Genomic DNA, 20,943 nt, shown 5'->3' on the forward strand with positions numbered 1-20,943 from the left:
TGAGGGCCTATAGCTCAGTTGGTTAGAGCAGGGGACTCATAATCCCTTGGTCGTAGGTTCGAGTCCTACTGGGCCCACCAAACAAGAAAGCCGCGCAATGCGCGGCTTTTTCGTGTCTGGAAGTCTGTAACATACCGCCTCATTGCCCTCGCACCGGAGCCCTACCCCTTGCCCGCCCTCGACGAAATCGATCGCCAACTGATCGCCGCCTTGCAGATCAACGCCCGCGAAAGCGTCGCCATGCTTGCCCGGCAGTTGGGGATTGCGCGCACCACGGTGACATCGCGCCTGGCGCGTCTGGAGAAAACTCAGGTGATCACCGGTTATGGCGTGCGCCTCGGGCAGCGTGTGGTCGATGGGGGGTTGCAGGCGTATGTCGGCATTACCGTGCAAGCGCGCTCGGGCAAGGAAGTGCTGCGCCGGTTGAGCGCCATGGCGCAGGTGCAGCAGTTGTGTGCGGTGAGTGGCGAGTTCGATTACGTGGCTTGGCTGCGCACTGATTCGCCGGAGCAGTTGGACCAGTTGCTGGACCAGATCGGCAGCGTCGAGGGCGTGGAAAAAACCACCACGTCGATCATCCTCAGTAACAAATTGGACCGTGGCCAGCCACTTTGACCAGCAACTTCGTCACTCTGACTAAAAACAATCCAATCCGACGACACATTGCGTCTTAATAACGAACGCTACGCTCCCTAAACTGGCTGCCATCTTTTCCTATACTCAACGGGCCGAACCCCGCCGAGTCGTCAGTAAGGTCAGCCATGAGCATTCCGTCCAGCACCATCAGCAAGACCAATCGCCATCCCGCCGACGGTAAAAAACCTATCACCATCTTTGGCCCGGATTTTCCGTTTGCCTTTGATGACTGGATCGAACACCCGGCTGGCCTGGGTAGTATTCCCGCCGCCAACCATGGTGCGGAAGTGGCGATTGTAGGTGCCGGGATCGCCGGGCTGGTGGCGGCCTACGAGCTGATGAAGCTGGGCCTCAAGCCGGTGGTATACGAGGCCTCGAAGATGGGCGGGCGTTTGCGCTCCCAGGCCTTTGAAGGCGCCGAAGGCATCATCGCCGAGCTGGGCGGCATGCGCTTTCCGGTGTCGTCCACCGCGTTCTACCACTATGTGGACAAGCTGGGCCTGGAGACCAAGCCTTTTCCTAACCCACTGACGCCGGCTTCCGGCAGCACAGTGGTCGACCTCGAAGGCCAGACCCACTACGCGCAGAAACTCTCGGACCTGCCGGTGCTATTCCAGGAAGTGGCCGATGCCTGGGCGGATGCGCTGGAGGCCGGCTCGCAGTTCGGTGATATCCAGCAAGCTATTCGCGACCGTGACGTGCCGCGCCTCAAGGCGCTGTGGAACAAGCTGGTACCGCTGTGGGACGACCGCACCTTCTATGACTTCGTCGCCACTTCCAAGGCGTTCGCCAAACTGTCGTTCGCGCACCGCGAAGTGTTTGGCCAGGTGGGTTTCGGCACTGGCGGCTGGGACTCGGATTTCCCCAATTCAATGCTGGAAATCTTCCGCGTGGTCATGACCAACTGCGACGATCACCAACACCTGGTGGTTGGCGGCGTAGCGCAAGTGCCCATGGGCATCTGGCGCCATGTGCCGGAGCGTTGCGCCCACTGGCCTGCCGGCACCAGCCTCAGCTCGCTGCATCGCGGTGCGCCACGGGCGGGGGTGAAACGCATTGCCCACGCTGCCGATGGCCGCTTTGCGGTGACCGACAACTACGGTGACACCCGCGAATACGCCGCCGTGCTGACTACCTGCCAAAGCTGGCTGCTGACCACTCAGATCGAATGCGACGAAACCCTGTTTTCGCAAAAAATGTGGATGGCCCTGGACCGCACGCGCTACATGCAATCGTCAAAAACCTTCGTGATGGTCGACCGCCCGTTCTGGAAAGACAAAGACCCGGAGACCGGCCGCGACCTGATGAGCATGACCCTCACCGATCGCCTTACTCGTGGCACCTATCTGTTCGACAACGGTGACGACAAGCCAGGTGTGATCTGCCTGTCGTATTCGTGGATGAGCGACGCGCTGAAAATGCTCCCGCAGCCCATCGACAAGCGCGTGAAACTGGCCCTCGACGCGCTGAAAAAGATCTACCCGAAAGTCGATATCAAGGCGCGCATCATCGGCGACCCGATCACCGTGTCCTGGGAAGCCGACCCGCATTTCCTCGGCGCCTTCAAAGGCGCGTTGCCGGGCCACTATCGCTACAACCAGCGTATGTATGCGCACTTTATGCAGAAGGACATGCCTGCCGAACAGCGTGGGATCTTTATCGCCGGTGACGACGTATCCTGGACGCCTGCGTGGGTCGAGGGCGCAGTGCAAACCTCACTGAACGCGGTGTGGGGCATCATGACCCACTTCGGCGGCAGCACTCACCCCGAGAACCCGGGCCCAGGTGATGTCTTTGACGAAATCGGCCCGATCGCCCTGGCCGATTAAGGAGTTGCGCATGCGTGTCGCCCTGTACCAATGCCCACCGCTGCCGCTGGATGTGGCCGGCAACCTCAAGCGCCTGCATCAATTGGCGCATGAGGCCACCGGTGCCGACGTGCTGGTGCTGCCGGAGATGTTCCTCAGCGGTTACAACATCGGTGCCGAGGCGGTGGGCGCACTCGCGGAAGCTCAGGATGGGCCGTCGGCACAGGCAATTGCCGAGCTGGCCAAAAGCGCCGGTTTGGCCATTCTCTACGGTTACCCGGAGCGAGCAGAGGACGGGCAGATCTATAACGCCGTGCAGTTGATCGATGCCCACGGCCAGCGCCTGTGCAACTACCGCAAGACTCATCTGTTTGGCGACCTGGACCACTCGATGTTCAGCGCCGGGGAAGATAATTTCCCACTGGTGGAGCTTAACGGCTGGAAGCTCGGGTTTCTGATCTGCTACGACCTGGAGTTCCCGGAAAACACCCGCCGCCTGGCCCTGGCCGGCGCCGAGATGATCCTGGTGCCGACGGCCAATATGGTGCCGTTCGACTTTGTTGCCGACGTGACCGTGCGGGCGCGGGCCTTTGAAAACCAATGCTATGTGGCCTACGCCAACTACTGCGGGCACGAAGGCGAGATTCAGTATTGCGGGCAAAGCAGTATTGCTGCGCCCAATGGCCAGCGAATCGCCCAGGCGGGATTAGATGAAGCGCTGATCGTCGGTACGCTGGATCGCCAGTCGATCCTGGATGCCCGCGCGACCAATCACTACCTGCAAGACCGTCGTCCAGAGTTGTACGGCGCGCTGCACAAGCCCTGAACCGGCCGGTTTGTTAGCATAGGCACATTCTACGTTTCGGAAGTGCCCATGCCTGCGCCGGCCCACCCTCATTATCTTGACTTGACCTTGGCCAACGGCCTGCGGGTTTCCTTGCGCCATGCGCCACGCTTGAAGCGTTGCGCTGCAATGTTGCGTGTGGCCGCCGGCAGCCATGACGTGCCATTGGCGTGGCCGGGCTTGGCGCATTTTCTTGAGCATTTGCTGTTTCTCGGCACCGCGCGCTTTCCCACAAGCGAAGGCTTGATGGCTTACGTGCAGCGCCAGGGTGGGCAGGTCAACGCCAGCACCCGCGAGCGCACCACGGACTTCTTCTTTGAATTGCCGGTGCCGACCTTTGCCGGTGGGCTCGAGCGCCTGGCGGATATGCTCACCCATCCGCGCCTGGCGATTGAAGACCAAGTGCGTGAGCGCGAAGTGCTACAGGCAGAGTTTGTGGCCTGGTCCCAGGATGCCAAGGCACAGCAGCAGGTTGCGCTGTTGGAGGGCTTGGCGGCCGACCATCCGCTGCGCGGTTTTCATGCCGGTAACCGGGATAGCCTGCCGGTGGAACGTGAGGCATTTCAGCAGGCACTGCGGGAATTTCACCGCGAGTTCTATCAGAGCGGGCAGATGACATTGAACCTTGCCGGCCCGCAGTCGTTGGAGGAGCTGCAAGCGTTGGCCCAGCGTTTCAGCGACGAATTGGCCCCTGGCCCGCTGCGCCCACAAACCGCACCGCCTGCATTGATGCCAGGCCACGCGCGCAGCTATCAACACGTCGCCAAAAATCACCTGCACCACGTCATCACCTGCGGCGCTCCGCGCCAAGCGCTGGCGTTTCTCTGCACCTGGCTCAACGCTGCGGCGCCGGGTGGTTTACTGGCTGAGCTGAAAGCGCAAAAACTGGCGAGTGCAATGCAGGCGTCCGTGCTTTATGCGTTCGCCGGGCAAGCCGTATTGGATATCGACTTTACCCTCGATACTGAAGACGATTCGGCTACGCAAATCGAAGCGTTGCTGCATGACTGGCTGAGCTTTTTCGCACACAGCGACTGGACACCTTTACGTGAAGAGTTCGCCTTGTTGAACGCTCGCCAGCAACAGATCCAAGGCGCACTGGCAGTGGTGCAAAATGAACGTGAAGACCTTTCGCAACAAGGCGCTGCCGCACTGAAAGCGCTGCTGGACTCGCTGCACCTCAAACCGTCCCAACACCCTTGGCAGTTGCCGCCCAGCAACCCGTTCCTGCGTCCACCTGCCAAAGAACAACGCGCCGGGCTGATCCGTGGCCAGACCAGCGCCCACCGTGGCTTGCGCACCTTCGCCCAAGACCGCTCCCGAGGCCGCCGGGAGGTGTCGGCGCTGACATTCAGCCAGGCATTGGCGGATGACACCGATGAAGGCGCGCTGTATCTGCAATGGCAGTTTGATAACGCCGCGCCCGTGGGGTTGGAACATACGTTACAACCATTGCGCGAGAATGCCCGGCAGGCCGGTGTTGAGTTGTCTTTCGAAACGAGCGGCAATGATTTCCTGGTGAAGATGGTCGGTCTTCACCAGCCCATGCCGGCTGTTCTGGACGTATTGGCGCAGAGCTTAAGCCAGCCACCAGAAGCAGCATCCGCCGCGACACCGATGATCGCCATCCGAGCGTTGCTCAAGGCGCTGCCAGCTTGCTGCACTGATACTCGCTCTGGGCCCGCTTCATGGGCGACGGCTCGATGGCATGGGCTCGGTTTTGGATTACCGGCCGCTTGTGAAGCCGCGATCAAAATTGCCGCAGCGCGGCTACCGGGTCAGCCGGCAAGCATTGAACGCACGCCGCAGCCCCTCGCCGGTCAGAAACTCTGGCACGAGGTGAAAACCGATTCCAACGAAGCTGCTCTGCTGCTGTTTTGCCCCACGGCCACGCCTTCCCTGGCCGATGAAGCCGCGTGTCGACTGCTTGGCCATCTACTCCAAGGGCCTTTTTACCAGCGTCTGCGGGTCGAGCTACAAATCGGCTACGCGGTATTCAGCGGCATCCGACAGGTCAACGGGCAAACCGGGCTGCTATTTGGCGTGCAATCCCCCAGCATTTCACTGAGCGGGATCATCGATCACCTGCAAAGCTTTCTGAAGCAATTACCGGCGTTAATCGACAACAGCCCAGACCTGGGCAACCAAGCACTGGCGCAGCAATTCAATGCCCAGCAACTGCCGCTCAGCCAAGCCGCCGAGCTGCTGTGGCAGGCGCAGTTGGCGGGCCATCCGTCGGGTTACCTGGACCTGCTACAAGAGTTGATACAAAACCGCACACGCGAGGATGTACAGCGCGCCGCCCAGCAACTCAACGACGCGACCGGCGGCTGGCGTTGCGTGGCCAACGGCCCGCGCATCAACGACGCCTGGCAGCCAGCCGGCTGATCATTGCCAACCCTGCAACAGGCTTTTTCCGTCAAGACAGCGCTAACTTGAAAAGAATTGCGTAACATTCATCTGCAATATCTGAACATCTCCGATTGGAGGTGGACTATATGTATTACTTGGTAGTGAACGTCCCATCCCTTGGTAGGAGTATGAATATGACCTGGTCCAAACCTGCTTACACTGATCTGCGTATCGGTTTCGAAGTCACCATGTACTTCGCCAGCCGTTGATTGGCTGAGTAATACAACGCCTCGGTTCGCCCGGGGCGTTTTTGTTTTGAGCTTTGCGTGATGGAGCAATCATGTTTGTCCAGATTCTAGGTTCCGCCGCCGGCGGTGGCTTCCCGCAGTGGAACTGCAACTGCGTGAACTGCGCAGGCTTTCGCGACGGCAGCCTGCGCGCCCAGGCGCGTACCCAATCGTCCATCGCGATCTCCGACGATGGCGTGAACTGGGTGCTGTGCAATGCTTCGCCGGATATCCGTGCGCAACTGCAAGGCTTTGCGCCCATGCAACCCGGCCGTGCCCTGCGCGATACCGGCATCAGCGCAATCATCCTGATGGACAGCCAGATCGACCACACCACCGGCCTCTTGAGCTTGCGCGAAGGTTGCCCGCATCAGGTGTGGTGCACCGACATGGTCCATGAAGACCTCAGCACCGGTTTCCCGCTGTTCACCATGTTGACCCACTGGAACGGCGGCCTGGCCTGGAACCGTATCGAGCTGGACGCCAGCTTCACGATCCCGGCCTGCCCGAACCTGCGCTTCACCCCGCTACCCTTGCGCAGCGCCGCGCCGCCCTACTCGCCGCACCGCTTTGACCCGCACCCAGGCGACAATATCGGCCTGATCGTCGAAGACCTGCGCACCGGCGGCAAGCTGTTCTATGCGCCGGGCCTGGGCAAAGTCGACGCGCCGCTGCTGGAAATCATGGCGGGCAGCGACTGCCTGCTGGTGGACGGCACGATGTGGGACGACGATGAAATGCAGCGCCGTGGCGTCGGCACCCGCACCGGCCGCGAGATGGGCCACCTGGCACAAAACGGCCCCGGCGGCATGCTCGAAGTACTCGAGCAACTACCCAAGCAGCGCAAGGTGCTTATCCACATCAACAACACCAACCCGATCCTCGACGAAGACTCCCCCGAGCGCGCCGAGCTGGTGCGGCGCAATGTCGAAGTGGCTTACGACGGCATGAGCATTGAATTGTAGGAGCAGACGAAGTGACTGACACACCGTTGACCACCGCCGAATTCGAAGCCGCCCTGCGGGCCAAGGGTGCCTTCTACCATATCCATCACCCGTACCACGTGGCGATGTATGAAGGCCGCGCCACCCGCGAGCAGATCCAGGGCTGGGTCGCCAACCGTTTCTACTATCAGGTGAACATCCCGCTCAAAGACGCCGCGATCCTGGCCAACTGCCCCGACCGTGAGATCCGCCGTGAGTGGATCCAGCGTCTGCTCGACCACGACGGCGCGCCCGGTGAAGACGGCGGTATTGAAGCCTGGCTGCGCCTGGGCCAGGCCGTCGGCCTCGACCCAGACCAACTGCGTTCCCAGGAACTGGTGCTGCCCGGCGTGCGTTTTGCGGTGGATGCCTACGTCAACTTTGCCCGCCGCGCCAGCTGGCAGGAAGCTGCCAGCAGCTCGCTGACCGAACTGTTTGCGCCGCAGATCCACCAGTCGCGCCTCGACAGCTGGCCGCAACACTACCCGTGGATCGACCCGGCGGGTTATGAGTACTTCCGCACCCGCCTGGGCCAGGCGCGTCGCGACGTAGAGCATGGTTTGGCGATCACGCTGCAGCACTACACCACTCGCGAGGGCCAGGAACGCATGCTGGAAATTCTGCAGTTCAAACTCGACATTCTGTGGAGCATGCTGGATGCCATGAGCATGGCCTACGAACTCAAACGCCCGCCGTATCACAGCGTGACCGAGCAGCGGGTCTGGCATAAAGGGATCACCCTATGAGCTTTGATCGCAGCAAAACACCGACCTGGCGCCAGGGCTATCGCTACCAGTACGAGCCGGCGCAAAAAGGCCACGTGTTGCTCTACCCCGAAGGCATGATCAAGCTCAACGACAGCGCCGCTTTAATCGGCGGGCTGATCGACGGCGAGCGCGACGTGGCCGCCATCATCGTCGAGCTGGAGAAGCAATTCCCTGGCGTACCTGAGCTCGGTGAAGATATCGAGCAATTCATGGAGGTCGCCCGTGCTGAGCACTGGATCGAACTTGCCTGAAAAGCCACCGATCGGCCTGCCACTGTGGCTGCTCGCCGAGCTGACTTACCGCTGCCCGTTGCAGTGCCCGTATTGCTCCAACCCGCTGGATTTTGCCGAGCAGGGTAAAGAGCTGAGCACTGAGCAGTGGATCAAGGTGTTTCGCGAAGCACGAGAAATGGGCGCCGCGCAACTGGGGTTTTCCGGCGGTGAACCGCTGGTGCGCCAGGACCTTGCCGAACTGATCGCCGAGGCGCGCAAGCTGGGTTTCTACACCAACCTGATCACCTCGGGTATCGGTCTCACCGAGCAGAAGATCAGCGACTTCAAGAAGGCGGGCCTGGACCACATCCAGATCAGTTTTCAGGCCAGCGATGAGCAAGTAAATAACCTGCTCGCCGGCTCGAAAAAAGCCTTCGCGCAAAAGCTGGAAATGGCCCGCGCGGTGAAGGCGCACGGCTACCCGATGGTGCTGAATTTCGTCACCCATCGGCACAATATCGACAAGATCGACCGCATTATCGAGCTGTGCATCGCACTGGAGGCGGACTTCGTAGAGCTCGCCACCTGCCAGTTCTACGGCTGGGCGCAGCTCAATCGTGTGGGCTTGTTGCCGACCCAGGAACAGTTGGTACGCGCCGAACGCATCACTAACGAATACCGCGCCAAGCTCGAAGCCGAAGGCCATCCGTGCAAGCTCATTTTCGTGACGCCGGATTACTACGAGGAACGCCCAAAAGCCTGCATGAACGGCTGGGGCAGCATCTTTCTGACAGTGACGCCGGACGGCACCGCCTTGCCTTGCCACGGCGCCCGACAGATGCCGGTGCAATTTCCGAATGTGCGCGACCACAGCATGCAGCACATCTGGTACGACTCGTTCGGCTTCAACCGCTTTCGCGGCTACGACTGGATGCCCGAGCCGTGCCGTTCATGCGATGAAAAGGAAAAGGACTTCGGCGGCTGCCGTTGCCAGGCGTTCATGCTCACCGGCGATGCGAGCAATGCCGACCCGGTGTGCAGCAAGTCCGAGCAGCACGGCATCATCCTCAAGGCGCGGGAAGAAGCCGAACATGCCACCCAGACCATCGAGCAGTTGGCCTTTCGCAACGAGCGCAACTCACGGCTCATTGCAAAAGGCTGACGGCCTCAGCGCTTGGCGATGATGTACACCGCGTGGATGATGCCGGGGAAGTAACCGCACAGGGTCAGCAGGATATTCAGCCAGAACGCGCCGCCGAAACCCACTTGCAGGAACACACCCAGTGGCGGCAGCAGGATAGCGATGATGATACGAATGATGTCCATGGGTCAGCTCCAAAAAGTCGGCTCGTGTGAGCCGTGTAGCTAATCGACCTTGGGCGTTCGTGAGGGTTCAGTGGGATCTGGCATTGGGCCATCCTCAGGCTAGAATCTCCAGGCCGTGCTTCTGTACGATGCTCAGTAACTTGAGTGCCATGCCACTGGGTTGTTTTTCGCCGGACTCCCACTTTTTCACGGTGGAGGCGCTGGTGTTGAGGTAGCGAGCGAATACGGGCTGGCTGACATGGCTGCTTTCACGCAGCTGCTTGATCTGCTCGGCCGGGATTTGTTCCGGCACGGCCGATAAGCATGCTTCGTCATATTCACGGAGGGTGGTTTTGCTGATAGCACCAATTGAATGAAGGGCCAGGGCAGATTTATGAATCGACTCCAGCGCTTCACTTTCATATTTTTTGATCATGATGAATCTCCACAAACTCCCTTAAATCCAGTAATTGCTGGACTTGCATGTCGTCTAAGCCTTCATAATTTTTTGCCATCGCACGAAACCAAATCAAATCTTTTTGACTGATATCGCTCTGATTCTGCTTGGCAAATAGCAGCTGAAAAACCCAGTAATGTCTGCCCTTGGCCAAGACAATTGAGCGATGACGGTTTTGATTCAGGCGTTTCTTCCAGACACCGCCTCCCAGGTTATCGGCTTGGCCCTTCAGCATCTCGCTGAATGCCTCTCTTAACTGCGAGTCACAGATCCAGGCCTTGGCGGCCGCATCAGCAAAATGCCGTGTCTTGAACAACCTAAGCCTCATGGATATCCCTTCCCTGAAACATACCACCCAGTGGTACAGATTAGAAATGGAGCACGTAGAAATTTTCTGTGCCCAGCGGCAGTCCTTGCCGATACTCGCTAGAAAGCCATTGTTTTCACGAATGCTCAATCAACGTTTCCAATCCAAATACTTCACGGACAAAAAAACGCCCCCAGCCAAAAGAATCAGGCTGGAGGCGCCGCGTATGCCGCGAGACGGTTCAGGAATATGAGGTTAAACAGCGATGCCCTTGCGGCATTGCAGTTGTGCGGTGCGCACGCGGGAGAAGGCGCGCGCCAGGCGCAGGAGCATTTCGTCGATGTGGCTTTTGCTGATGTTCAAGGCAGGGGTAAAACGCAAGCAGTCAGGCTGCGCGGCCGTGAGGATCAAGCCTTCGTGCAGCGCAGCCTTTACCACCGCCTCTGCGCAATCGTCCGACAGCGTCAGGCCCCACATCAGACCGTTGCCGCGTAATTGCCCATGGTCATAACGGTAGGCCAAACGGGCAAGCCCTTCTCCCAAGTACAAGCCGGCTTCGCGGACCTGCTCGAGAAAGCCACTTTCCAGCACAGCGTCGAGTACCGCGACACCCGCCGACGCCATCAGCGCATTGCCGTGATGCGTACCTTCCAGCTCGCCCACTTCAAAACAGCAGGCCTTGCCCCGCGCCAGCAGCGCGGCCAGCGGCACACCGCCGCCCAGGCCCTTGCCGAGCGTGATGATGTCTGCGCGCACGCCGTACTGTTCTTCAGCGAGCAACGTCCCGCAGCGGCCGATGCCGGTTTGCACTTCGTCAAGAATCAGCAGAATACCCAGCTCGCGGCACAGGCGTTCAACGCCTTTGAGGTAATGCTCAGTCGCAGGAATCACCCCGGCTGCGCCTTGGATCGGTTCCAGCATGATCGCGACTGTTTGCGCATCGACGGCGGCGTGCAGAGCTGGCAGGTCGTTGAAAGGCACGTGGCTGAAGCCTGGCAATTGCGGCTCGAAACGATTGTTATCAGCACCCGCCGACGCGGCCATGGTGGCGAAACTTCGACCATGGCAACCGCCGCTGGCCGTGATGATGTGATGAGCACCGCCGCGATGCAGTTGGCCCCACTTGCGCGCCAGCTTGATCGCTGCCTCACAGGCTTCAGACCCGCTGTTGAGCAAGTAAGCCTGGTCGCTGCCGGTGCGATGGCACAGACGGTCAACCAAATTGAGTTGCGCCTGGCTGTACAGGCCAACACCGGGGTTGATCAACGCTTGCATCTGCTCAGTCAGGGCCGTGAGCACTATATGCGAGCTGTGGCCGAGGCTATTGGCGGCGCCGCCCTGGCTGAAATCCAGGTAGGCACGGTCATCGCTGTCCGAAAGCCACGAGCCTTGGCCCCGCACGAAGACTTGGGCCGGACGCGCCACAGTGGGCATCAGGCGTTCGCTGGAAAGATCGTCACGCGGTATATCCAGAACCAGATCGTCCAGGCTCGGCGCAGGTCGACGGAACAAATTCACAATTTACCCCCGTTAGCAACCGGACCTTGGTCGGCAGGCCCAGCAGACCTTGACTGGGGGTGTTTTGCCTTGCCTATGTAAACGCCATCAACATAAACGCTGTTCATTGCCCGATCCGGCCCTGTAAGCCCTGCGAATAGGCGCTAGACTAGGCGTCCGAGGGGCCATCGGCCATTTCGATTTTCCAGCTTTTTCGATAAGTAAGTCTTATGGATTTCAAGCAACTGCGTTATTTCGTCGCGGTGTATGAGGAAGGCCACGTGGGCCGTGCCGCCGAGCGCCTGTCGATCTCACAACCGGCCTTGTCGCAACAGATCCGCCAGCTGGAACAGAACCTGGACGTGAGCCTGTTCGAGCGCAGCAGCAAGCGCCTGTTGCCGACACTGGCAGCGCACACCTTGTACAACCACGCCTTGCCGCTGATCGATGGCATGCAGCAAGCCGTCGAGGCGTTGCGCAACTTCAAGGGCCAGGCAATGCGCACCTTGGCCATTGGCGTGCTGCAAACCGTGCACACCAGCCTGGTCCCGCAAATGCTCGAGCGCGTGCGCAAAGCCCAACCGCATCTGGTGGTGCAGATCTATGAATTGACTGGGCTTGAGATCGAGCGGCGTTTGCTCAACGGCTCGTTGGATATCGGCATCAGCTACTTGCCACCCCGTCAGCCGGGGTTGACGGGCGTGCTGCTGTACGAAGATGAACTGAAGGTCGTCATCCCCGAAGACCATCCACTGCGGGAATTCAAGAAAGTCTCGCTGAAACAGGCAGCCGAGTTGCCGATGCTGCTGTTGGGGGAAGAGTTTCAGGTGCGCCAGATCTGGCAAAGCCAGTTATCCAACTTAGGACGACGGCCCCAAGTGCAGGCGGAGTTGAATACCATGGCAGGGATTCTCGACAGCCTGCCCCATACCCAGCTCGCCACGGTATTGCCGGGGCGCTCCCAGGATCAGCACAACAGCCAGGCGCTGCTGTGGAAGCCCTTGAGTGAACCAAGAGTGCCGCTGAAAGTAGGGTTGGTGTGCCGCGACGTACAGCGCCAGCAAGCGACGGTGGCGCTGTTGCGCACCTTGCTGGAAGACGTGATGAATGCCCCGTCGGCAAGCGCCTGACTTTTTCGCGGGCAAAAGAAAACCCCGCCGAAGCGGGGCTTTGCAGACTGTTTCCCTGACATCCATTTCACTCCGCCATCCTGGCAGAATCCTACGTGTCCCTGTTGTTGCTTTGCGCTTCCTGCGCGACGTCCATGTGAAGTAGATTATCCGTGGATCCAATTTGGCGATAGAGGACGAATAGCAGCACGTCATGTAAGAGAATGCTTACACGCCCTCCAAGCCCTTAAAACAGTGCTTCATCCAGCAAAAACAATGATTCGCTACCGGCTTTTACCGACGCACTCAGCGAATGAATACGTGGCAGCAAGCGGGCAAAGTAGAAACGCGCGGTACCCAGCTTGCTGGCATAGAAGTCTTCCTGCGCTTCTTTGCCCAACGCGGCCTTGGCCATGCGTGCCCACATATAGGCATACGCCATATAGCCAAAGGCGTGCAGGTACTCAACCGAAGCGGCGCCGATTTCATTCGGGTTGGTCTTGGCGCGGTCCAGCACCCAGGCCGTCAACTCATCCAGGTTATCCACAGCTGCGCTGAGCGGTCGGGTGAATTCAGCCAGCTCGGCGCCTGAAGCCGCGATGAACTGGCGGATCTGGTCGGCGAACAAGGTGTAGAACGCCCCGCCGCTGCCAACGATCTTGCGCCCCATCAAGTCCAGGGCCTGAATGCCGTTGGTGCCTTCGTAGATCTGGGTGATGCGCACATCACGCACCAACTGCTCCTGGCCCCACTCGCGGATGTAGCCATGGCCGCCAAAGATCTGCTGGCCGAGCACGGTGGTTTCCAGGCCAAGGTCGCTGAGGAAGGCTTTGGCAACAGGTGTCAGCAGCGCCACCAGGTTGTCCGCACGTTCGCGGGCGGCGGCATCTTCACTGAACTTGGCGATGTCCAATTGCGTGGCCACGTAGGTGGAGAACGCGCGACCGCCTTCGTTCGACGCTTTCATGGTCAGCAACATGCGGCGCACATCCGGGTGCACGATGATCGGGTCGGCCACTTTGTCCTTGGCTTGGGCGCCGGTCGGCGAACGGCTTTGCAGACGGTCGCGCGCATATTCAATCGCGTTCTGATAAGAGCGCTCACCCGACGCCAGGCCCTGGATACCCACGCCCAAACGCTCGTAGTTCATCATGGTGAACATCGCCGCTAAGCCACGGTTCGGCTCACCCACCAGGTAACCCACGGCTTCATCGAAGTTCATCACGCAGGTCGCGGATGCCTGAATGCCCATCTTGTGCTCGATCGAGCCACAGCTCACCGGGTTGCGCGCGCCCAGGCTGCCGTCGGCATTGACCATGAACTTCGGCACCAGGAACAGCGAGATACCCTTTGGCCCGGCCGGCGCATCCGGCAGTTTGGCCAGCACCAGGTGGATGATGTTGTCGGTGAGGTCGTGCTCGCCGCCGGTGATAAAGATCTTGGTGCCACTGATGGTGTAGGACCCATCCGCCTGCGGCTCGGCCTTGGTGCGGATAATGCCCAGGTCAGTACCGGCATGCGCTTCGGTCAGGCACATGGAACCGGCCCACTCACCCGAGTACATTTTCGGCAGATAGGTGGCCTTGAGCTCCTCGCTGGCGTGGGTGTTGATGGAAACGCAGGCACCGGAGGTCAGCATCGGGTACAGGCCAAACGCCAGGCTCGACGAGTTGATCATCTCTTCAACCTGGGCCGAGACTGCCTTGGGCATGCCCATGCCGCCGAAGATCGGGTCGCCGCCTACGCCCACCCAGCCACCTTCGGCGTAGGTCTTGTAAGCCTGTGGGAAACCATCCGGCGTGCTGACAGCAGTGTCCGCCCAACGGCAACCTTGCTCGTCGCCATGACGGCTGAGCGGCGCGATGGATTTGGCCGTGACCTTGCCGGCTTCCTCAAGGATCGCCTCAACCGTTTCGGCATCTACGGTGTCTGCCAATGCCGGCAATTGGGCCCAGGTGTTGGCGACCTCAAAAACTTCGTTGAGGACGAAGCGCATATCACGCAGCGGCGCTTTGTAATCAGCCATGGCAAACCTCGTGAGAACAGGAAAAGTGATTCGATAGGATCGGTTTTACAGGCTCCGAGTGTAACCGAACAACATTTGAGACACATAGGGTCTGTTAGTGACTATTAGGTATTTATTAGTCACAACCCAATGCCAATGTGAACTTGTGTGGGAGCTGGTTTGCCTGCGATGGCATCAACTCTATGTACCTGATACACCGAGGTGCCCGCATCGCAGCATGGGTATCTACACAACCGGTTAGGCTGTTGTGGCGAGCAGGCTTGCCCTGCGTTGGGCTGCGAAGCGGCCCCAGTACAGGCCACCGCAATTTCCCTGAAAGAACTCAGCGTCTGGTTTTGGGGCTGCTTCGCAGCCCAACGCAGGGCAAGCCTGCTCGCCACAACGGCTCACCTTCCACATATTTCGTGTCAACCGGCTGTGTAGATACCTATGTGCATCGCAGGCAAGCCAGCTCCCACATTTTGACCACCGTGAATCAGTCACCTTTACAGCGCAAACAACTGCGCAGGCAAACTCATCAGGCACTCACTGCCCGCCTCCACAGCGGCGCGGTGCGTTGCGGTACGTGGCAACAGGCGCTTGAAGTAAAAATCGCAGGTGGCCAATTTGGCCTGGGCGAACTCTGCGTCGTCCTGTGACTGCGCCGCGATCGCCATGCGCAACCACAGGTACGCCAGAATGATGTAACCGCTGTACATCAAGTAATCCACCGCCGCCGCGCCCACTTCATCCGGGTTTTTCATGGCGGCCATGCCGACCTTCATCGTCAGCTCGCCCCATTGCTGGTTCAGTTGGTTGAGCTGCTCCACCTGGTTCTTGAGCTGCGGATGCTCAGCATTTGCCGCGCAGAACTTATGCACAAGCTTGGTAAACCCGCGCAGTAACTTGCCTTGGCTGCCCAGCACTTTACGGCCAAGCAAGTCGAGTGCCTGGATGCCATTGGTGCCTTCGTAGATCGGCGCAATCCGCGCATCACGCGCCAGCTGCTCCATGCCCCATTCGCGAATGTAGCCGTGGCCGCCGAACACCTGCATACCGTGGTTGGTCACCTCCAGCCCGGTTTCGGTCATGAAGGCTTTGCAGATAGGCGTGAGGAACGCCAACAGGTCTTCGGCCTCCTGGCGTTGGGCGGCGTCGTTGCTCAAGTGCGCGGTGTCGAGCAATTGCGCGGTGAAGTAGGTCAGCGCCCGATTGCCTTCGTTGAAGGCCTTCATGGTCAGCAACATGCGCCGCACGTCGGCGTGCACGATGATCGGGTCGGCGGCTTTATCCGGGGCCTTGGCGCCGGTCAGCGAGCGCATTTGCAGGCGGTCGTTGGCGTATTTGATCGCACCCTGGAAGCTTGTCTCGCCATTGCACAAACCCTGCATGCCAGTGCCCAGGCGTGCGTGGTTCATCATGGTGAACATGCAGTTCAAGCCTTTGTTCGCCTCGCCAATCAAAAAGCCCTTGGCGCCGTCAAAGTTCAACACGCAGGTGGCCGAGGCCTTGATGCCCATCTTGTGCTCGATAGAGCCGCAGTGCACCGCGTTGCGCTCGCCTGAATCGGCGTGGAACTTGGGCACGATAAACAACGAGATACCTTTGGTGCCCGCCGGAGCGTCCGGCAGTTTAGCCAGCACCAAGTGAATGATATTGGCGCTCATGTCGTGTTCGCCGGCCGAGATGAAGATCTTGCTGCCGGTGATCGCGTAACTGCCATCCGCCTGGGGCACGGCGCGGGTCTTGATCAGGCCCAGGTCGGTGCCGCAATGGGCTTCGGTGAGGCACATGGTGCCGGTCCATTCGCCGGCGGTGAGTTTGCTCAGGAACGTAGCTTTCTGCTCCTCGGTGCCGTGGGCGTGGATCGCCGACATGGCACCATGGGTGAGGCCCGGGTACATGCCCCAGGAGGTGTTGCTGGAGCCGATCATCTCGCTGAGCACCAGCCCCAGGGACAGCGGCAAGCCCTGGCCACCATAGGCCGGGTCCGCCGCCACGCCATGCCAGCCGCCTTCCACGTACTGGGCGAAGGCTTCCTTGAAGCCCTTGGGGGTAGTGACCACGCCGTTGTCGAAGTGGCAGCCTTCTTCATCGCCACTGCGATTAAGTGGCGACAACACGTTTTCGCAGAATTTGGCGCCTTCTTCGAGGATCGCGCTGACCATATCCGGGCTTGCGTCGGTGGCGCCTAGCGCGGCGTAATGGCCGTGAAAATCAAATACGTTGTCGATCAGAAAGCGCATGTCGCGCAGGGGAGTTTTGTAGTCAGGCATGGCAATGTCTCCGGCAGCAGATACCTTCAACCTACTGCCGGCCACCGCCCCGAACAATCACTGTAGAACCGCTGAATACACCGCCATCACTCAACCGGCAGCGCTCTCCATGCGCACCGCGCCACGGCGGTTCTGGCCAGACGCGACCACGCAGTTACGCCCGGCGCCCTTGGCGGCGTAGAGCGCCTGGTCGGCGGACTTGAGCACTTCTTCGGGCGTGCGCTGTTCGGCCTGGCGCTCGGCCACGCCGATGCTGACCGTCACCGACACACTCGAGGCGCCACTGCCCGCCCGACGCTGGCGGCCCTGTTGGTCGTCGTGAGGGCGGTCCGGGTTGCGCAGCTTGATGTCGTAGTTGGCGATGATCTCGCGGATCTCTTCCAGGTGCGGCATGCACTCGTCTAACGTCTTGCCGGCGAACACCACGGCAAACTCTTCCCCGCCATAGCGATACGCACGCCCGCCGCCATTGACCTTCGACAGCTTGCTGGCCACCAGCCGCAGCACCTGGTCACCGACATCGTGGCCGTGGGTGTCGTTGAAGCGCTTGAAGTGGTCGACGTCACTCATCGCCAGTACGTAATTGCGCCCCAGCCGTTGCATGCGTTCATTGAGCGCGCGCCGCCCCGGCAAGCCGGTGAGTTCATCGCGAAAGGCCATTTGATAAGCCTCGTGCGCCACACCGGCGGCAATCATCAGCATTACCTGGCTGCACATGATGTTCAGCGTGAACGGCAGGATGAAGGTTTGCGGCAACATCCAGAACAGCCCCAGCAAACCCACCAATTGCGCGGCGTGCAAGGGCCGCGGCTGATACCAGTACTGCGCCGCCAGGGTGACAAAGCCAATCAGGAACATCGGGTACGACAGCTGGATCAGGCTCATCCAACTGCCATGCAGCGCCGGCCAGCGAATCTCCGCCAGCCAGCTCAGTAAGGCCTGGGGAAAGCTCTGTTCAAGCGCCAGCGCCACGCTGCCGAACGCAAAGAGCACGGCGCAGCGCGCCACGAAGTCGCGGAACAGGTGGGTTTTCTCCTGCCACAACGCGTAAATGCTGAACAGCAACGGCAACAGCAAGCAACACAGATGGAACACCACGGCGGCGTCATCGCGAACGCTGCCGTGGTCGCGGTAGTAGTCGGTCTGGGTGTCGAGCAGGAAGTAAACGACGTACACCGTGATCATCAAAAACAGCTCACGCTGACGCCGATACACCGCGCAGTAGGCTCCGCCGAGCAACAGCACCAAAGTCGGCAGCACATTGAACAGTGAGGTGAAGAACACGTTGAGATCTTTGACATACGCAGCCGAGAGCCCGGCCAGCAACAGCAGCAACGAAGGAAGAAAATGACTGAAACGTACGGCGGACACGCGTGACAAGGGTAAAGCTCCGACCCACTCAGAAAGATGGCACAGTGCCTTCACCGAGCACAGTTAAGCACATTCAATGTGACCTGTATCACATTGCCATCACTGTAACGGCAGCCAAGCGCAATCCCTGAGTGCTGTGCTGTGTTTTTTATCGCGCATAAAAAAACCGCCGCTCCCAAAGGCAGCGGCGGTTTCCAAGAGACCGGCTGGGCTTAGTAAGCCAGGCCGAAGTCTTCTTCTTTCATGTCCATCAGGTTGTTGGCGCCCGACAGCATGGTGACCTTGTGGGTCTGGGTACGCGGCAGGATGCGCTGGAAGTAGAAGCGCGCCGTCTGCAGCTTGGCGGTGTAAAACGCCTCTTCGGTGGTGCCGGCAGCCAGTTTTTCGGCGGCCAGGCGTGCCATGTCGGCCCAGAAGTAAGCCAGGCACGCGTAGCCGGAGTACATCAGGTAGTCCACCGAGGCGGCACCGACTTCTTCACGGTCTTTCATCGCGGCCATGCCGACCTTCATGGTCAACTCGCCCCACTCTTTGTTCAGTGCAGCCAGCGGTGCAACGAATTCTTTGACGGCTTCGTTACCTTCGTTGGCCTGGCAGAACTTGTGCACGATCTTGGTGAAGCCCTTGAGCGCTTCGCCTTGAGTCATCAGCACTTTACGGCCCAGCAAGTCGAGTGCCTGGATGCCGGTGGTGCCTTCGTACAGCATCGAAATGCGGCTGTCGCGCACGTTTTGCTCCATGCCCCACTCGGCGATAAAGCCGTGGCCGCCGTAGATCTGCACGCCGTGGTTGGCCGATTCAAAACCGACTTCGGTCATGAACGCCTTGGCGATCGGGGTCATGAAGGCCAGCAGGCCGTCGGCTTGCTTCTTGGCTTCGTCGTCGGTGCCGTATTTGACGATGTCCACTTGCTTGGCGGTGAAGTACACCATCGCACGGTTGCCTTCAGCGAAGGCTTTCATGGTCAGCAGCATGCGGCGCACGTCAGGGTGCACGATGATCGGGTCAGCGGCTTTGTCCGGCGCTTTCGGGCCAGTAAGCGAGCGCATTTGCAGGCGGTCGCGAGCGTATTTCAGGCCGCCCTGGAAGCCGATCTCGGCGTGGGACAAGCCTTGCAGCGCGGTACCCAGGCGAGCGGTGTTCATAAAGGTGAACATGCAGTTCAGGCCTTTGTTCGCCGGGCCGATCAGGAAACCGGTGGCCGCGTCGAAGTTCATCACGCAGGTGGCGTTACCGTGGATACCCATCTTATGTTCCAGGGAACCACAGGTCACCGCGTTGCGCTCGCCGACCGAGCCGTCTGCGTTCGGCAGGAATTTTGGCACGATGAACAGCGAAATACCTTTGGTGCCGGCCGGTGCGTCCGGCAGGCGGGCCAGTACGATATGGACGATGTTGTCGGCCATGTCGTGTTCACCGGCCGAGATGAAGATCTTGGTGCCGGAGACTTTGTAGGAACCATCAGCCTGAGGTTCGGCCTTGGTGCGCAGCATGCCCAGGTCGGTGCCGCAATGCGGTTCGGTCAGGCACATGGTACCGGTCCACTCACCCGAAACCAGCTTGGTCAGGTAAGCGTCTTGCTGTTCCGGGGTGCCGTGCTCGGAGATGGTGTTCATCGCACCGTGGGACAAGCCAGGGTACATGCCCCACGACCAGTTGGCGGCGCCGACCATTTCGCTCACGGCCAGGCCCAGGGATTCCGGCAGGCCTTGGCCACCGTGCTCCACGTCGTGGGCCAGGCTTGGCCAGCCGCCTTCGACGAACTGCTTGTAGGCTTCTTTGAAACCAGTAGGGGTTTTTACGCCTGACTCGCTCCAGGTACACCCTTCGATGTCACCCACGCGGTTCAACGGTGCCAGCACTTGCTCACAGAACTTGGCGCCTTCCTCAAGAATGGCGTCAACCATGTCCGGGGTAGCGTCCTGGCAAGCCGGCAGGCTCTGATAGTGCGCTTCATAACCGAGCAGTTCGTCACGAACGAAGCGAATATCACGCAAGGGGGCCTTGTAGTCAGGCATAGCGATAAACCTCTGCTGATGTATCTGGGATGAACAACCGCGTGGATTTGTTATGGCGGTCAAACAGGTGTTTGAAACATACGTTTACGACCTGGGGTTGTCAAGCATCGCACCGAGGCCGTTTGTCATGACGTGAGTCAACTCCAGGCACGGCAAGGCCTGCGGCGCAGTGCCACGCTTAAAAGGAGTTTAGAAGTTCAGCGAGATGACGCAGGACAATGTGGGAGCTGGCTTGTGTGGGAGCTGGCTTGCCTGCGATACAGGCGCCGCGGTATATCAGGAAGATTGAGTCGATGCTATCGCAGGCAAGCCAGCTCCCACAGAAGAGCCGGCGTGTGCCGATAGAAAGTTAAGCGTAGGTGTCGATCAACGTACCAAGCATTTCATCCGAAGCCTTGGCGACTTTCGCGCCCAGCTCCACTTGGAATTTGCCTTGGGCCATTTCGACCATGTTGCTGGCCGAGTTGGACGGCTGGGCGCGATCGTTGGCTTGCAGACGATCACTTTGTGCGTCCGAGGGCTGGGTCGTCGCGGCGCCGGCAATTTTGCCGGCGGCCTGGTCGAGGCGGTTCTGCCCGGCCTGAATGGTGCTCAGCCCCGAATAAAACGCGCTGCTTCCAGAGATTTCCATGGCGTAAGCCTGCCTTTAGAGAATCGTGAACTTGAATTGAAGCAGACATCCTGGCAAAACGCCCGTCAAAAACACTAA

At 59.8% G+C, this 20,943-nt stretch carries 19 protein-coding genes and 1 tRNA gene; 11 read left to right on the plus strand and 9 right to left on the minus strand.

The features are described from left to right. The first annotated feature begins 3 nt into the window (after positions 1-3). The 10 genes from P5706_RS30060 (at position 4) to pqqE (ending at position 9,051) form a co-directional block, all read left to right on the plus strand. Positions 4-80: transfer RNA gene (locus P5706_RS30060), tRNA-Ile, on the plus strand. Between the two features lie 88 nt (positions 81-168). Further along, a complete protein-coding gene (locus tag P5706_RS30065; protein ID WP_200430327.1) occupies positions 169-615 on the plus strand; it encodes an Lrp/AsnC family transcriptional regulator in 447 nt (148 codons plus the stop codon). A 167-nt stretch (positions 616-782) separates the two neighbouring features. After that, complete coding sequence (locus tag P5706_RS30070; protein ID WP_065929487.1) at positions 783-2,465, plus strand: flavin monoamine oxidase family protein; 1,683 nt, start codon at positions 783-785, stop codon at positions 2,463-2,465. Between the two features lie 10 nt (positions 2,466-2,475). Beyond that, complete coding sequence (locus P5706_RS30075; RefSeq protein ID WP_285683922.1) at positions 2,476-3,270, plus strand: carbon-nitrogen hydrolase family protein; 795 nt, start codon at positions 2,476-2,478, stop codon at positions 3,268-3,270. A gap of 48 nt (positions 3,271-3,318) precedes the next feature. After that, entirely contained in the window at positions 3,319-5,676 is a 2,358-nt protein-coding gene (gene pqqF / locus P5706_RS30080) for a pyrroloquinoline quinone biosynthesis protein PqqF (protein ID WP_285683924.1), read from the plus strand. A gap of 158 nt (positions 5,677-5,834) precedes the next feature. Then, entirely contained in the window at positions 5,835-5,909 is a 75-nt protein-coding gene (gene pqqA, locus P5706_RS30085) for a pyrroloquinoline quinone precursor peptide PqqA (RefSeq protein WP_003194766.1), read from the plus strand. Between the two features lie 71 nt (positions 5,910-5,980). Further along, positions 5,981-6,892: a pyrroloquinoline quinone biosynthesis protein PqqB gene (gene pqqB, locus P5706_RS30090; RefSeq protein WP_010207003.1), complete on the plus strand. Its 912-nt coding sequence runs from the start codon at positions 5,981-5,983 to the stop codon at positions 6,890-6,892. A gap of 11 nt (positions 6,893-6,903) precedes the next feature. Continuing rightward, on the plus strand, positions 6,904-7,656 hold the full coding sequence (pqqC, locus tag P5706_RS30095) for a pyrroloquinoline-quinone synthase PqqC (protein WP_017138042.1): 753 nt from the start codon (positions 6,904-6,906) through the stop codon (positions 7,654-7,656). Continuing rightward, entirely contained in the window at positions 7,653-7,928 is a 276-nt protein-coding gene (pqqD, locus tag P5706_RS30100; RefSeq protein WP_200430331.1) for a pyrroloquinoline quinone biosynthesis peptide chaperone PqqD, read from the plus strand. Before pqqC ends, pqqD begins: the two co-directional genes overlap by 4 nt. Next, entirely contained in the window at positions 7,921-9,051 is a 1,131-nt protein-coding gene (pqqE, locus tag P5706_RS30105) for a pyrroloquinoline quinone biosynthesis protein PqqE (protein ID WP_017138040.1), read from the plus strand. Before pqqD ends, pqqE begins: the two co-directional genes overlap by 8 nt. Positions 9,052-9,056: 5 nt before the next feature. On the opposite strand, the gene P5706_RS30110 is transcribed toward pqqE, so the two are convergent. From P5706_RS30110 to P5706_RS30125, 4 genes are all read right to left on the minus strand, one after another. After that, positions 9,057-9,215, minus strand: a complete 159-nt coding sequence (locus tag P5706_RS30110; RefSeq protein ID WP_003194776.1) for a YqaE/Pmp3 family membrane protein — start codon at positions 9,213-9,215, stop codon at positions 9,057-9,059. A 94-nt stretch (positions 9,216-9,309) separates the two neighbouring features. Further along, positions 9,310-9,630, minus strand: a complete 321-nt coding sequence (locus tag P5706_RS30115) for a helix-turn-helix domain-containing protein (protein ID WP_285683930.1) — start codon at positions 9,628-9,630, stop codon at positions 9,310-9,312. Then, positions 9,614-9,979, minus strand: coding sequence for a type II toxin-antitoxin system RelE/ParE family toxin (locus P5706_RS30120; protein ID WP_285684933.1), 366 nt, complete (start codon positions 9,977-9,979; stop codon positions 9,614-9,616). Before P5706_RS30120 ends, P5706_RS30115 begins: the two co-directional genes overlap by 17 nt. A gap of 234 nt (positions 9,980-10,213) precedes the next feature. Beyond that, positions 10,214-11,476: an aspartate aminotransferase family protein gene (locus tag P5706_RS30125; RefSeq protein WP_285683932.1), complete on the minus strand. Its 1,263-nt coding sequence runs from the start codon at positions 11,474-11,476 to the stop codon at positions 10,214-10,216. A gap of 209 nt (positions 11,477-11,685) precedes the next feature. On the opposite strand from P5706_RS30125, the gene P5706_RS30130 reads away from it, so the two are divergent. Next, positions 11,686-12,585 (plus strand): LysR family transcriptional regulator, encoded by a 900-nt coding sequence (locus P5706_RS30130; protein WP_285683934.1) that lies wholly within the window; start codon positions 11,686-11,688, stop codon positions 12,583-12,585. A 226-nt stretch (positions 12,586-12,811) separates the two neighbouring features. Here the strand turns inward: P5706_RS30130 and P5706_RS30135 are convergent, their stop codons facing one another. From P5706_RS30135 to P5706_RS30155, 5 genes are all read right to left on the minus strand, one after another. Further along, positions 12,812-14,590, minus strand: a complete 1,779-nt coding sequence (locus tag P5706_RS30135) for an acyl-CoA dehydrogenase C-terminal domain-containing protein (RefSeq protein ID WP_285683937.1) — start codon at positions 14,588-14,590, stop codon at positions 12,812-12,814. A gap of 485 nt (positions 14,591-15,075) precedes the next feature. Then, entirely contained in the window at positions 15,076-16,845 is a 1,770-nt protein-coding gene (locus P5706_RS30140) for an acyl-CoA dehydrogenase C-terminal domain-containing protein (protein WP_285683939.1), read from the minus strand. Positions 16,846-16,935: 90 nt separating this feature from the next. Beyond that, complete coding sequence (locus tag P5706_RS30145; RefSeq protein ID WP_200430336.1) at positions 16,936-18,225, minus strand: GGDEF domain-containing protein; 1,290 nt, start codon at positions 18,223-18,225, stop codon at positions 16,936-16,938. A gap of 203 nt (positions 18,226-18,428) precedes the next feature. Beyond that, positions 18,429-20,234, minus strand: coding sequence for a phenylacyl-CoA dehydrogenase (locus P5706_RS30150; RefSeq protein ID WP_219269575.1), 1,806 nt, complete (start codon positions 20,232-20,234; stop codon positions 18,429-18,431). Between the two features lie 349 nt (positions 20,235-20,583). After that, positions 20,584-20,865, minus strand: coding sequence for a pyrroloquinoline quinone biosynthesis protein PqqE (locus P5706_RS30155; protein ID WP_285683943.1), 282 nt, complete (start codon positions 20,863-20,865; stop codon positions 20,584-20,586). Positions 20,866-20,943 lie beyond the last annotated feature (78 nt).

Origin of the sequence: Pseudomonas sp. ChxA, from assembly GCF_030263855.1 — a bacterium.
Classification (GTDB): Bacteria; Pseudomonadota; Gammaproteobacteria; order Pseudomonadales; family Pseudomonadaceae; genus Aquipseudomonas; species Aquipseudomonas fluorescens_CB.

Coding starts and splice junctions, on each gene's coding strand:
- P5706_RS30075 (WP_285683922.1), top strand. CDS start 2,476: ATGCGTGTCGCCCTGTACCAATGCCCACCGCTGCCGCTGGATGTGGCC.
- pqqF (WP_285683924.1), top strand. CDS start 3,319: ATGCCTGCGCCGGCCCACCCTCATTATCTTGACTTGACCTTGGCCAAC.
- pqqB (WP_010207003.1), top strand. CDS start 5,981: ATGTTTGTCCAGATTCTAGGTTCCGCCGCCGGCGGTGGCTTCCCGCAG.
- pqqD (WP_200430331.1), top strand. CDS start 7,653: ATGAGCTTTGATCGCAGCAAAACACCGACCTGGCGCCAGGGCTATCGC.
- P5706_RS30110 (WP_003194776.1), bottom strand. CDS start 9,215: ATGGACATCATTCGTATCATCATCGCTATCCTGCTGCCGCCACTGGGT.
- P5706_RS30115 (WP_285683930.1), bottom strand. CDS start 9,630: ATGATCAAAAAATATGAAAGTGAAGCGCTGGAGTCGATTCATAAATCT.
- P5706_RS30120 (WP_285684933.1), bottom strand. CDS start 9,979: ATGAGGCTTAGGTTGTTCAAGACACGGCATTTTGCTGATGCGGCCGCC.
- P5706_RS30130 (WP_285683934.1), top strand. CDS start 11,686: ATGGATTTCAAGCAACTGCGTTATTTCGTCGCGGTGTATGAGGAAGGC.
- P5706_RS30135 (WP_285683937.1), bottom strand. CDS start 14,590: ATGGCTGATTACAAAGCGCCGCTGCGTGATATGCGCTTCGTCCTCAAC.
- P5706_RS30140 (WP_285683939.1), bottom strand. CDS start 16,845: ATGCCTGACTACAAAACTCCCCTGCGCGACATGCGCTTTCTGATCGAC.
- P5706_RS30150 (WP_219269575.1), bottom strand. CDS start 20,234: ATGCCTGACTACAAGGCCCCCTTGCGTGATATTCGCTTCGTTCGTGAC.
- P5706_RS30155 (WP_285683943.1), bottom strand. CDS start 20,865: ATGGAAATCTCTGGAAGCAGCGCGTTTTATTCGGGGCTGAGCACCATT.